The organism is Actinomadura chokoriensis, assembly GCF_039529475.1.
In the GTDB taxonomy this organism is placed as follows: Bacteria; Actinomycetota; Actinomycetes; order Streptosporangiales; family Streptosporangiaceae; genus Spirillospora; species Spirillospora bangladeshensis.
The window spans coordinates 368,870-381,349 of record NZ_BAAAMW010000005.1 but is presented as its reverse complement, the minus strand read 5'-3'; the positions used below and the strand labels follow the sequence as shown (position 1 = coordinate 381,349).

The window sequence follows — 12,480 nt, the reverse complement described above, 5'->3', positions numbered from 1 at the left end:
TTACAGCGCGGACGGGATCACACCCAGGAGAGGACGCCCTTCTTCCCCGCGTACGCGAGCCCGGTCGCGAGGAAGGCGAGGAAGACGAACATCTCACCGAGCGTCGTCGCCCCGTAGCCGGGATCGGAGAAGACCGTCGCCCAGGGGAACAGGAACACCGCGTCCACGGCGAACACCACGTACAGGTAGGCGAAGACGTAGTAGCGCACGTAGGAGTGGGCCCAGCCCTCGCCCACCGGGTCGACCCCGCACTCGTACGTGGTCAGTTTCTCCGCCGTGGGACGATCCGGACGCAGCATCCGGTTCGCGGCGAGCGCTCCGCCGACGATCCCCGCACCCACGAGGAGTAGGACGACCACAACGACATATGTGTCGAAATAGTTATGCACCAGATCCTCCTCGTATGCGTCTCATCCAGTATCCCCGGGCCCAGGGTCAGGGGAGTGTGGCGTCGTACCTCCACCCCGGAGGAGCACGATGTCATGCTTTTGCTGCACACTAGGCTTGCATTGGGTCAGGTTGACCTGGAAGGACGTGACCGGATGAGCAACCCCCCGCCTCCCCCTGGCTGGGAATCCCCGGGCGGCGCCTCCTGGCCGCCCCCGCCGCCCCCGGCGGGGCCGGGCGGCCCCGGTCCGAGCGGCCCCCGCGCGCCCGGCGGCCGGGGCGCGCCGCCCCCGCCCGGCGGATTCGGCGGGCCCGGAACCCCGCCGCCCTTCTTCCCGCCGCCCCCCGGCGCCCCGATGGGCCCCGCCATGCCGCCGCCGAGGCGCGGCGGAGGCGGCGGGCTCATCATCGGGCTCATCGGCGGCGGCCTGGTGTTCCTCATCATCATCGCCGTGGTGGTGTACGCGGTGACCGTGAGCGGCGGCAAGTCGCCCGAGGAGAAGCTGACCGCGGCCGCCAGCAGCATGGCCACGGCCCGCGCCGTCACCCTGAAGGGCACCTTCAGCGGCTCCAAGACCCTGCGCGGCGAGCTGAACGTCACCAAGGGCGGCCGCGCGATGGGCGACGTCACCTGGGGCGGCGACAGGGTCACCGTGCTCTCCGCGGACGGCAAGCTGTTCGTGAAGGCCGACAAGTCGTACTGGGAGAAGGAGATCACCACCGACGATCCCTTCTACCTGAAGGCCGGCCAGCAGTGGGGCCGGCTGGACGACGACGAGCTCGACATCGACTTCCGGCGGCAGCTGACGCCGTCGGTGCTGGCCTCCAAGCTCCGCACCGCCAGGACGTCCCGGGTCAAGCCGATCGAGACCACCTGGCAGGGCAAGAAGGCCCTGAAGTTCAGCACCTTCTCCTCCACCATCTACATCACCGACGAGGACGACGCGGAGCTGCTGCGCTACGAGGCGACCTCGCCGCGCGTCACGGTGGACGTCACCCCGAAGAGCTCCGGTGACGCCTCGTCCCTCATCTCCGACATGCGCTCGAGCATGGGCGAGCTGAAGGACTCCTTCAACGGCTCGGCCCGGCCGTCGGTCGACGAGTGGAAGAAGGGCGGCTGCAACAGCAGCACCGGCTGCACCGTGCAGGCCAGGATCCGGCCGCCGTTCGGTGTGGACAAGCCCGTCACGATCGACGTCCGGTTCCGGATCACCGCCGGCACGCTGACCGGCAGGGACCTCGGCAACTGCACGACCCAGATCACCATCACCGGCACCACGTCGCAGTGGGCGAGCTGCCGGGTCGCCACCAGCGCGTGGCGGAGCTGGGCCAAGGGCACCGGCGGCACCTTCTACAAGCACGCCGAGTACAAGGTGATCGGCGCCACGTCCGCGGAGGTCCAGGCCCTGCAGAACGGCCTCGCAAGCGAGTGAGCCGCAGGTGAGGCGCACGGCGCGCGGCGCCGCGCGCTGATCCGCGGCGAACCGGGCGCCCGGTGGTGCTCTCCCCGTCCGGGGGAAAGCACCACCGGGCGCCCTTATGCTCTTGAGGACGCCCTCCAGTGCCCCGGCGGCCGCCCACCACCCCCCGGACCGGTCCCGAGCCTCGCCGGCACCCTCTGGGGACGCATCCGAATCCCTTGCTTTGTGTCTGACGGTCGGGCCGAAACCGGGCCCCGGAAGTGAGCAGAGTGAGCCCCGAGTGAGCGCAGAACAGGACGAGCCTTCACAGGCGTCCTCCGCCCCGCCCCATCCCCCCGTCCCGGCCGGCGGCACCCCCGCCCCGGGCACCCCCCTGCCACCGGGCGCCGTCCCCCCGGACGCCTACGCCCACATGCCCACCCCACCCCCCGCCCCCGCACAACCCACGGGCCCCGGCGGCCCGGCACAGCACGCCGGCCCTGGCGCACCAGGTGGGCCGGCACAGCCGGGCGGCTTTGCTCCGGCAGGCGGTTCCGGCATGCCCGGCGGGGGCGTTGCGCCGGGTGGGGGCGGGCCGCCTGGGCGGGTCATGCCCGGGAAGGGCGGGCGGCAGGGGGCCGGACGCGGGCGGCGGGGCATGGTCGTCGCGGGTGCGGCGGCCGTCGTCGTGGTCGCGGCCGGTGCCGTGGCCGGGGTCGCGCTCGGCGGAGGCGACGAGCCGGTGAAGAAGAAGCCCACGCCGACCGTGTCGGCGCCGCCGCCCGCGTGGACGCTCGCGGCGGGCCGGGAGCTCACGTCCGGGACGGGCGTGCGCTACGACGGCACCATCACGCTGAAGGGGCAACCCGTCCAGGCGCATCTCCGCGTGACGCCCTCGGGTTCGGTGACCGGGCGGATCACCGCGGGCACCCTCACCGCGGACGTCGCCGCGATCGACGACGTCACCTATCTCAAGGCGGGCCTCGCGTTCTGGCGCGCGTACGCCGCCGAGATCGCGCATCCGGAGTACTACGCGGACCGGTGGTCGAAGGCGCCCGCGTCGATGCCCGGCTTCGACGTGCCGGGCGTCCTCGGGCCCAAGTCCATCGCCAAGGCGCTGCGGAAGGCGTCGGGGAACCCGCCGACGGAGGACGTGAACGGCGTCCGGGCGTACCGGATCACCACGTCCGCCGCCGACTACCTGGTCACGGCGGCGGCCCCGTACCGGCTGCTGTCGGTGCGCGCCGCCGGGCAGAACGAGCCGCGGTTCACCGCCGCGCCCGTGGCGGCGCCCGCGACCCTGTTCACCGAGCTGCGCCCGAGGGTCGCCGCGCTCGGCGGCGCGCCCGACCCGAACCTGCACTTCACGCCCGGGGCGCTGACGTTCAGCAACTGCGACCAGAACACCAACGGCTGCACGGTGAGCCTCCCCGCCGCGCTGACCTCCCCCCAGGGGGCGGTGCCGGACGGCGCGCGGGCCGCGCTGCGGGCGTCGATCACGTCCAGGGGCACGCCGCTCGGGTCCTGCCGGGCCTCGGGGCCGGTGCAGGCCGACCGGTCGCTGACACTGCGCTGCACCGTGACCAGCAAGCTGTGGCGGAACTGGATGAAGAAGGCGCTCGACAACCCCGGCTCGTACCCGTACGAGGCGTCCGCCCGCGTCGTCGGCGAGGCGCTGGACAAGGCGGACGTCCCCGAGCTGCTCGCGCAGGTCGACCGCGAGCGCAGGGCGGTGCTCAAGCGGGCGAGCGCCACGCCCGATCCGGCCACGTCCGGCCCCGCCACGCCGGGCGGGCCGACGGCCGAGCGGTCCGACGGCCCCGAAATCGCCACATCACGGTCACCAGGACGTCCCTAGCGTCCCGGGCGCCCCGCCCCTGGACGCGCGGTCCAGGGGCGGTGCCGCCCGGCTCGATCCGCGCTGTCTACACTTCGCATCGTGAACTCCACGCCCCTGGGGAGCCGCGGCTCCTCGACGAGCCCCGCGCGGCGGCTGGTCCGGCGACTGCACGTCGACCTGTGCCGGCAGCGCAGCAGCCTCTGTTCCGGGATGAACTAGGGCACCGCCCCAGGTCGTACCTTCCGGTGAGCGGTCGTCCCGATAACACCATCCGATCCCGGACATACCATGAAGGCAAGCCTAAGTAGCATCACGATCCCGGGTGCCTCCCCCGGGACGGTGCTGCCCGTCGAGGAGGTCTTCCTCTGTGACCAAACAGGTCCAGCAACTCGACCGCGTCATCATCCGATTCGCCGGAGACTCCGGCGACGGCATGCAGCTGACCGGTGACCGCTTCACCCAGGAGACCGCGGCGTTCGGCAACGACTTGTCGACGCTGCCGAACTTCCCGGCCGAGATCCGCGCCCCGGCCGGGACGCTGCCCGGCGTGTCCAGCTTCCAGCTGCACTTCGCCGACCACGACATCCTCACCCCCGGGGACGCGCCCAACGTACTGGTCGCGATGAACCCGGCCGCCCTCAAGGCCAACCTCGCGGACCTGCCGCGCGGCGCCGACCTCATCGTCAACACCGACGAGTTCAGCAAGCGCAACCTCGCCAAGGTCGGGTACGAGACCAGCCCGGTCGAGGACGACTCGCTCGCCGAGTACCGCGTGCACGCGCTGCCGCTGACCTCGATGACGGTGAAGGCCCTTGAGGACTTCGACATCTCCAAGAAGGACGCCGAGCGCGCGAAGAACATGTTCGCGCTGGGGCTGCTGTCCTGGCTGTATCACCGTCCCACCGAGGGAACACTCGGCTTCCTGGAGCGCAAGTTCGCCAGCAAGCCCGAGATCATGAAGGCGAACATCGCGGCCTTCCAGGCGGGCTGGTCCTACGGCGAGACCACCGAGGCGTTCTCGGTGCAGTACGAGATCAAGCCTGCCGAGCACGAGCCCGGCCTGTACCGCAACATCACCGGGAACCTCGCGCTCGCGTACGGGCTGGTCGCCGCGGGCGTGCAGAGCGGGCTGCCGATCTTCCTCGGCTCGTACCCGATCACCCCGGCGTCCGACATCCTGCACGAGGTGTCCAAGCACAAGAAGTTCGGTGTGCGGACGTTTCAGGCCGAGGACGAGATCGCCGCGGTGGGAGCGGCGCTCGGCGCCTCGTTCGGCGGGTCGCTCGGCGTCACCACGACGTCCGGTCCGGGCATCGCGCTGAAGAGCGAGACGATCGGCCTCGGCGTCGCGACCGAGCTGCCGCTGCTGGTCATCGACGTGCAGCGCGCGGGCCCGTCCACCGGCATGCCGACCAAGACCGAGCAGGCCGACCTGCTGCAGGTCATGTACGGCCGCAACGGCGAGGCGCCGGTCCCGGTGATCGCGCCGCAGTCCCCGTCGGACTGCTTCTACGCGGCGATCGAGGCGGCCCGGATCGCGGTCACGTACCGCACACCGGTGATCCTGCTGTCGGACGGCTACCTCGCCAACGGCTCCGAGCCGTGGAAGCTGCCGGACGTGGCGGAGCTGCCGAAGATCGAGCCGAACTTCGCCGCGCCGTCCCAGGAGGACTTCCAGCCGTTCAAGCGCGACCCGGAGACCCTCGCCCGCCCGTGGGCGATCCCGGGCACGGCGGGGCTGGAGCACCGGATCGGCGGCCTGGAGAAGGCCGACGGGTCCGGCAACATCTCCTACGACCCGGCCAACCACGACACCATGACCCGGCTCCGCCAGGCCAAGGTGGACGGCATCGCCAACGATGTCGAGCCGCTCGCGGTGGACGACCCGTCCGGCGCGGCCCGCGTCCTCGTGCTGGGCTGGGGCGGGACGTACGGGGCGATCTCCGCGGCCGTCCGGCGGGTCCGCTCGACCGGCCGGAACATCGCGCAGGCGCACGTGCGGCACCTCAACCCGTTCCCCGCGAACCTGCCCGAGGTGCTGCGCTCCTACGACAAGGTCATCGTCCCGGAGATCAACCTCGGCCAGCTCTCGATGATGCTGCGCGCCCGGTTCCTCATCGACGTGATCGGCTACAACCAGGTCCGCGGCCTGCCCTTCAAGGCGGAAGAGCTGCAGGGCGTCATCCAGGATGTGATCGACAGTGAGTGAGAACGGCTCCCCCAACGGGAACGGCGCCGTCAACGGGAACGGGCACGCGAACGGAAACGGCAGGTCGCTGCTCTCGCTCGTCCCGAAGACCGACCAGAAGCAGTCGATGAAGGACTTCAAGACCGACCAGGAGGTGCGCTGGTGCCCCGGGTGCGGTGACTACGCGATCCTCGCGGCCGTCCAGTCCTTCCTGCCGGAGCTCGGGCTGCGCCGGGAGAACATCACGTTCATCTCGGGCATCGGCTGCTCGTCGCGGTTCCCGTACTACATGAACACCTACGGGTTCCACTCGATCCACGGCCGCGCGCCGGCGATCGCGACGGGGCTCGCCACGTCCCGGCCGGACCTGTCGGTGTGGGTGGTGACCGGGGACGGCGACTCGCTGTCGATCGGCGGCAACCACCTGATCCACGCGCTGCGCCGCAACGTCAACCTGAAGATCCTGCTGTTCAACAACCGGATCTACGGGCTGACGAAGGGCCAGTACTCGCCGACGTCCGAGCTCGGCAAGATCACCAAGTCGACGCCGATGGGGTCGCTGGACGCGCCGTTCAACCCGCTGTCGCTCGCGATCGGCGCGGAGGGCACGTTCGTCGCCCGGACGATCGACTCGGACCGCAAGCACCTGCAGTCGGTGCTGCGGGCGGCGGCGCAGCACCGCGGCACCGCGCTCGTGGAGATCTACCAGAACTGCAACATCTTCAACGACAACGCGTTCGAGCCGCTGAAGGACCCGGACGTCCGCGACGACATCACCGTCCGGCTGGAGCACGGTGAGCCGATCGTGTTCGGAGCGGACCGCTCCAAGGCGCTGCGCCGCACCCCGACCGGTTCGTTCGAGGTCGTGAACGTGGCGGACGTGCCCGCGTCGGAGATCGCCGTGCACGACGCCCACAACCCGGACCCGTCGCAGGCGTTCGCGCTGTCGCGGCTGGACCAGCCGGCGTTCGAGCACACCCCGATCGGCATCTTTCGGGACGTCGACCGGCCGTCCTACGACGAGCTGATGCGGGCCCAGCTCGACGAGGCCGTCGAGAAGCAGGGCGCGGGCGACCTCGCCGCGCTGCTCGGCTCCGGCGACACCTGGCGCATCGACTGACCGTCCCGTTTGATCACCTTTGCGCAGGCCCGGCCCCGGTTCGTCCGGGGCCGGGCTTTTTCGCGCGTATTGAACGCGTGCTCACGGGGCACTGTCGAACATGACGACCACGGGACGATTCGCGGCGGTCTTCCGGCGAGACACGATGCGGGACGGCGTCTCAGGCTGAGAGACTGGCGGAGATCATGGAGCCGGGGAGGTGACGATGCGGGTCATTCCGCGCCGCAACAAGGATCGTCCGCGCGACCGGGCGCCCGCGCCGTCCTCCGCTCCACCCTCCTCACCTCCCGCTGAGCAGGATTCGGGCGAGCAGACCTCGGCGTCCACCGCGCCGTTGGAGGCCGGCGACACGCGGCCGCTGCCCGCGGGGCGCGGCGGCGATCCGGCGGCGGCACCGGCTCAGAAGGGCCTCCGGGGCGGGACGAGCGTCCAGGACGCGCCGGAATCCCGGGACGCGGCGCGGCCGGAAGCGGCCAATACGACACAGCCGGAAGCGGCCACGGCAGCGCAGCCGGAAGCGGCCACGGCGGTGCTGCCGGCCGCGGGCGGCGAAGCGGCCCGGCGGCGCGCCCGCGCGGCCGAGCGGCAGCGGCGGGCGGCGGAGGTCAAGCGGAGCCGCGCGGGGCGGCGGCGCCCCGTCCGGTCGCGGCCGATCGCGCCGGCCAAGGCCGCCGACCAGCACCGGTCCGCGCTGCTGGTGATGGTGCTGACGCTGGGGCTGCTCATCGCGGCCGTCGTGGTGACCGGCGGGCTGATCGCGTCCTCGATGCGGACCCGGCCGGTCGCGCTGGCCGCGCCGCTGCACATCTACCCGGTCGCGCAGGCGAGCCCCGGCCCGTGCCCGGCCGGGACGCGGGGCATCACCGGGCAGGCCGCCACCGGTCCGACGTGCTACCGCCTCACCCAGGGCATCGCGATCCACAAGGTCGCCGACCTGCGCATCCAGAAGTCGCGGGTGAAGCCCGGCGGGTACGACGTGGCGCTGACGCTGCGGCCGGTCGACCGGGAGGCGTTCGCGCGGCTGACCCGGGCGACGGTCGGGCGCGACCTCGCGTTCGTCGTCCGCGACAGGCTCGTCACGCTGCCCCGCGTCGACATGGCGATCACCGACGGGAAGGTCGTGGTGACCGGCTCGCCGGACAAGGCGGCGGCGAAGAAGCTCGTCCGCGACCTCAAGGGCCGCTAGCCCCCGGCCGGAGCCTAGCCCTCCGGGAGTTCCTCGCCCTGGACGGCCTGGATCTCCAGTTCGACGCGCAGGCTCTCGCCGACCAGCGCGACGCCCGCCTCCAGGATCTGGTTGAACCGGATGCCGAAGTCGGCGCGGCGCAGCTCGGCCGTGGCGCGGAACGCGGCCCGCACGCCGCCCCACGGGTCCGAGCCGCTGCCGAGGTAGGTCATGTCGAGGTCGACCGGCTGCGTGATCCCGTTGAGGGTGAGCCGGCCGTGGACGGTCCAGCGGTCGGGCCCTGCCGCGGTCAGCCCCTCGCCGTCGTAGGCGATGACGGGGTTGACGTCGGCGTTCATGAAGTCGGCCGAGCGCAGGTGGTCGTCGCGCATCTTGTTGCCGGTGTCGATGGACGCGGCCTCGATGCGCGCGGTGACCCGCGACTCCTCGGCCGGCTCGGCGACCTCGATCCGCCCCTCGAACGCGGCGAACCGGCCGCGGACGCTGGACAGGCCGAGGTGCTGCGCGACGGCGCCGACGGTGGAGTGCGCGGGGTCGATCGTCCACGGGCCGGGCGCCGGAAGCTCGGTGCCGCCGGCCCGCCCGAGCACGATCCGCCCGACGTCGGCGGTGCCGGACGTGGACACGATCAGCGTCGCGGCGGCCGGCTGGAAGCCCGTCGCCGTCACGATCACCGTGTACGTCCCGGCGGGCAGCGGACCGGCGGCGAGCACGCCGTCCTCCCCGGTCCGCTCCCGCGCGACCTGGTTGCCGGCCAGGTCGGTCACCGTGACGATCGCGTGCCGCACCGCCCAGCCGTCCTTCGTCCGCACCGTCCCGCGCAGACCTCGTTCAGCGTCCATCAACGACCTTCGTGTCGGGGGCCGGCCACCACCGGACGGCCCTGGATCGCGCCCGTCCTCCGCCGTGGAGGCGATCATTCGCCGGGGTAGCCGAGCGTCACGTCGTGCTCGTCCAGCCCGCTGCCCGAAAGCGACAGACCGGTGGCGACCGGAGGATATCCGGACGCGATCACCGTGTACTGGCCGCCGGTCAGGTCGGTGAAGGCGTACTCGCCGTCCGGGCCGGTGATCACCATCGCGATGACGTTGCCCGCCGCGTCGACCAGCGTGACCCGGGCCTCGGCGACCGGGTCGCCCGCCTCGGTGCGGATCGTCCCGCGGATGCGGGCGCCGGGCGGCATCTCCACGTCCTGCCGGGACTGCCCGTTGCCGACCACGTCCACCGGCAGCGCGACCGGGCGGTGCGCGGCGGCGGACACGGCGAGCGTGTAGGTGCCGGACGTGATGTCCTTGAACAGGTAGTTCCCGTCGCCGTCGGTGCGTCCGGTGCCGACGACGTCGCCGCGCACGTCGGTGACCACGACCATCGCACCCGCGATCGGCGTGCCGTCGCCGCTGCGGACCGTCCCGGCGAGGCCGCCGTTGCCCGCGAGCAGCAGGTCGAACTCCACCGGCCTGTCGCCGACGACCAGCGTCGCGGCCTGCGGCTCGTGCTCGCCGGTCGCGGCGATCAGCACGTAGCTGCCGGGGCCGGGGGTCGGCAGCGCGTACCGGCCGTCCTCGCGGGTGATCGAGCGGGCGAGCTGGTGGCCGTCCACGCCGATGAGGGTCAGCGCGGCGGACGCGACGGGCAGCCCGTCGCCGGTCCGCACGGTGCCCTGGACGGGGACGCCGCCGTCCTGCCCGCCCTGCCCGTTCTGCTGCGCGAGGAGCTGCGCCTGCGCCGCCGGGTCGGACGCCGCCGGCGCCTGGGCGGGCGCGGCGACCGCGGTGAGCGGCGCGTCCGGGGCATGGCCGTTCTCGCGCGCGTGCCGCCCGCCGACCGCGCCGACCGCGCCGACCGCGTTGGCCGCGTTCGCGGCGCCGATCGCGCCGACCGCGCCCGTCCGCGCGACCGGGGACGGGGGACGGACGACGCCGTCCTCGGCCGGAACACCGTCCTCCGGAGGCTTCTTGGCCCCCTTGCCGCGGTCCGCCGACCCGCGCAGCGGCAGCTCCTTCAGCGCGAGGACCGCGAGGAAACCGATCACCGCGACCGGGACGCCGACCAGGAAGACGGCCTCCATCGCCTTGGTGAACGCCTCGGTGATGATGCCGTGCACCGGCTCGGGCAGCTTCTGGATCTCCTCGGGCGAGCCGAGGCTGCCCGCCGTGCCGGACGGCATCGGGATGCCCGCCCGGTGGAAGCCGGACGCGATCTCCGCCGCCACCCGGTTGGTCAGGATCGCGCCGAACGCGGCCACGCCCATCGCGCCGCCGAGGTTGCGGAAGAACGAGACGCCGGACGTGGTCGAGGCCAGGTCGGCGGGCGCGGCGGCGTTCTGCGCGGCGAGGATCAGGATCTGCAGCGTCAGGCCCATCCCCACGCCGAGGATCGCGAGGTCGGCGCCGATCACCACCTCCGAGGAGTCGGTGTGCAGCCGCGACAGCAGGAACATCCCGGCCGCGACGCACGCCAGGCCGATCACCGGGAAGATCTTGTAGCGGCCCGTCCGGGTCACGATCTGCCCGGACCCGGTCGAGGTGATCAGCATGCCGAGCACGAGCGGCAGCGTCATCAGCCCGGACGCGGTCGGGCTCATCCCCTTCACGATCTGCAGGTACTGCGGCATGTAGATCATCGCGCCGAACATCGCCATGCCGACGCAGATGGAGATGAACGACGTCAGCAGGAACATCCGGTTCCGGAACAGCCGGGGCGGCAGGATCGGGTCGCGGGCGATGCGCTCGGCGACGACCGCGAGGACGAGCAGGACGGCCGCGCCCCCGAGCAGGATGTAGGTCCACTGGGAGTTCCACTCGAACTCCGTCCCGCCCATGGACAGCACGAGCATGAGCAGGGCCGCGCTGCCGGTGATGGTGAACGCGCCGAACACGTCCACGCGGGTGTCGCGCTTCACCTTCGGCAGCTTCAGCACGCGCTGGATGACGAAGAACGCGACGACGGCGAGCGGGACGCACACGTAGAAGGTCCAGCGCCAGCCGAGCGCGTCGGCGTCCACGATGAACCCGCCGAGCAGCGGGCCGGCGACCGTCGCGACGCCGAACACGGCGCCCATGTAGCCGGCGTAGCGGCCGCGCTGCCGGGGCTCGACGACGTCCCCGAGGATGACCTGGGCGAGCGCGGACAGGCCGCCGACGCCGAGGCCCTGGAACGCGCGGGCCGCGATGAGCTGGCCGATGTTCTGCGACAGCCCGGCGCCCACGGAGGCGAGCACGAAGACCAGCAGTGCGGTCTGGAACATGAGCTTGCGCCCGGCGATGTCCGACAGCTTGCCCCACAGCGGGGTCGAGGCGGTCATCGTGAGCAGCGACGCGCTCGCCACCCAGGCCAGCTGGTCCTGGCCGCCGAGGTCGCCGACGATCGTCGGCAGCGCCGTGGCGACGACCGACGTCGAGATCATCGACGTCAGCATCGCCATCATCAGCCCGGCGAGGATCTCCAGGATCTGCCGGTGCGTGTACTGCGGTCTAGCGGGCTCGGACGCCGCCGGGCCGTGCGACGTCACGCTGGTCTGTGCCACCCTGCCCCCATACGTACGGGTAATACCTGTGCCGTGCATGTATCCTAGGTAGACGCTTGTTTACTTGCAACTCGTTGGATACTGAACACTGACCGTTACCGACAGGCCAGGGATGGGGATGCGGGTCGAGGACGAGCGCACGCTCACCGGTGCGAGCCGGGACGCGGGCCGGGACGCGGGCAGGGCAGGCGGCCGGGCCCGGCGGCCGCGGCGGGACCGGGAGGCCACCGAGCGGCGCATCCTGGAGGCCGCCCGCGACCTGTTCGGGGAGCACGGCTACGACGGTGTCACCGTCCGGGAGATCGCGTCGCTCGCCGAGGCGAACGTCGCGCTGGTCAACCGGTACTTCGGGTCGAAGGCGGCGCTGTTCGGCGAGGTCCTGGCGGGCGAGTCGGTGATCCGCGGCGTCATCGCGGGCGACCCGGCGGGGCTGCCGCGCCGGCTCGCCGAGCACTTCGTCCGGCAGATCGACCAGCGCTCGGTCACCGCCATGTCCCGGATGCTCGACCGGTCGGCGGGCCAGCCCGAGGTCAAGGAGATCCTGCTCCGCTACCTGGAGGACGTGATCGTCCAGCCGATCATCGGGCAGCTCGACGGGCCGGACGCCCGCGCCCGCGCGCTGCTCGCGTCCACGATCATCATGGGCGGCGGGCCCGTCCGGCGGCTGTTCGGCCTGGACGACCTGCGCGCCGCCGACCCGGCCGAGGTCACCGACCGGCTCACCGCCATGTTCACCGCCGCGCTCGCCCCGCCCGTACGCCACCGGGCGTAGCCGGCGCGGCGGAGATCGTCTCCGGGTCGGAGACCCGCGCGGCGCACCGCGCATAGGGTTG

The 12,480-nt window shown here is 72.4% G+C and carries 9 protein-coding genes; 6 read left to right on the top strand and 3 right to left on the bottom strand.

The window, feature by feature from the left end:
* Positions 1–17: 17 nt before the first annotated feature.
* Positions 18–389, bottom strand: coding sequence for an NADH-quinone oxidoreductase subunit A (locus tag ABFX46_RS14810; protein WP_131945455.1), 372 nt, complete (start codon positions 387–389; stop codon positions 18–20).
* Between the two features lie 153 nt (positions 390–542).
* Here ABFX46_RS14810 and ABFX46_RS14805 point away from each other — a divergent pair, with 153 nt between their 5' ends.
* The 5 genes from ABFX46_RS14805 (at position 543) to ABFX46_RS14785 (ending at position 8,121) form a co-directional block, all read left to right on the top strand.
* Positions 543–1,820: a hypothetical protein gene (locus ABFX46_RS14805; RefSeq protein WP_346042591.1), complete on the top strand. Its 1,278-nt coding sequence runs from the start codon at positions 543–545 to the stop codon at positions 1,818–1,820.
* Positions 1,821–2,397: 577 nt separating this feature from the next.
* On the top strand, positions 2,398–3,645 hold the full coding sequence (locus ABFX46_RS14800; RefSeq protein ID WP_346042590.1) for a hypothetical protein: 1,248 nt from the start codon (positions 2,398–2,400) through the stop codon (positions 3,643–3,645).
* A 349-nt stretch (positions 3,646–3,994) separates the two neighbouring features.
* On the top strand, positions 3,995–5,836 hold the full coding sequence (locus tag ABFX46_RS14795) for a 2-oxoacid:acceptor oxidoreductase subunit alpha (protein WP_346042588.1): 1,842 nt from the start codon (positions 3,995–3,997) through the stop codon (positions 5,834–5,836).
* Positions 5,829–6,935 carry a 2-oxoacid:ferredoxin oxidoreductase subunit beta gene (locus tag ABFX46_RS14790; RefSeq protein WP_346042587.1) on the top strand — a complete coding sequence of 369 codons (1,107 nt, stop codon included), beginning with the start codon at positions 5,829–5,831 and terminating at the stop codon, positions 6,933–6,935. The genes ABFX46_RS14795 and ABFX46_RS14790 overlap by 8 nt, the downstream gene beginning before the upstream one ends.
* Before the next feature lie 205 nt (positions 6,936–7,140).
* Positions 7,141–8,121: a SecDF P1 head subdomain-containing protein gene (locus tag ABFX46_RS14785; protein WP_428831263.1), complete on the top strand. Its 981-nt coding sequence runs from the start codon at positions 7,141–7,143 to the stop codon at positions 8,119–8,121.
* A 14-nt stretch (positions 8,122–8,135) separates the two neighbouring features.
* Here ABFX46_RS14785 and ABFX46_RS14780 read toward each other — a convergent pair whose 3' ends face one another.
* Positions 8,136–8,963: a YceI family protein gene (locus tag ABFX46_RS14780; RefSeq protein ID WP_346042583.1), complete on the bottom strand. Its 828-nt coding sequence runs from the start codon at positions 8,961–8,963 to the stop codon at positions 8,136–8,138.
* A 74-nt stretch (positions 8,964–9,037) separates the two neighbouring features.
* Positions 9,038–11,647, bottom strand: coding sequence for an MFS transporter (locus tag ABFX46_RS14775; protein WP_346042581.1), 2,610 nt, complete (start codon positions 11,645–11,647; stop codon positions 9,038–9,040).
* 118 nt (positions 11,648–11,765) lie between these two features.
* On the opposite strand from ABFX46_RS14775, the gene ABFX46_RS14770 reads away from it, so the two are divergent.
* On the top strand, positions 11,766–12,419 hold the full coding sequence (locus tag ABFX46_RS14770; RefSeq protein ID WP_346042579.1) for a TetR/AcrR family transcriptional regulator: 654 nt from the start codon (positions 11,766–11,768) through the stop codon (positions 12,417–12,419).
* Positions 12,420–12,480: the final 61 nt, after the last annotated feature.

Bases quoted from the DNA above. Each gene is read 5' to 3' on its own strand.
- ABFX46_RS14805 (WP_346042591.1), top strand. From the start codon at position 543: ATGAGCAACCCCCCGCCTCCCCCTGGCTGGGAATCCCCGGGCGGCGCC.
- ABFX46_RS14770 (WP_346042579.1), top strand. From the start codon at position 11,766: ATGCGGGTCGAGGACGAGCGCACGCTCACCGGTGCGAGCCGGGACGCG.
- ABFX46_RS14800 (WP_346042590.1), top strand. From the start codon at position 2,398: ATGCCCGGGAAGGGCGGGCGGCAGGGGGCCGGACGCGGGCGGCGGGGC.
- ABFX46_RS14780 (WP_346042583.1), bottom strand. From the start codon at position 8,963: ATGGACGCTGAACGAGGTCTGCGCGGGACGGTGCGGACGAAGGACGGC.
- ABFX46_RS14785 (WP_428831263.1), top strand. From the start codon at position 7,141: ATGCGGGTCATTCCGCGCCGCAACAAGGATCGTCCGCGCGACCGGGCG.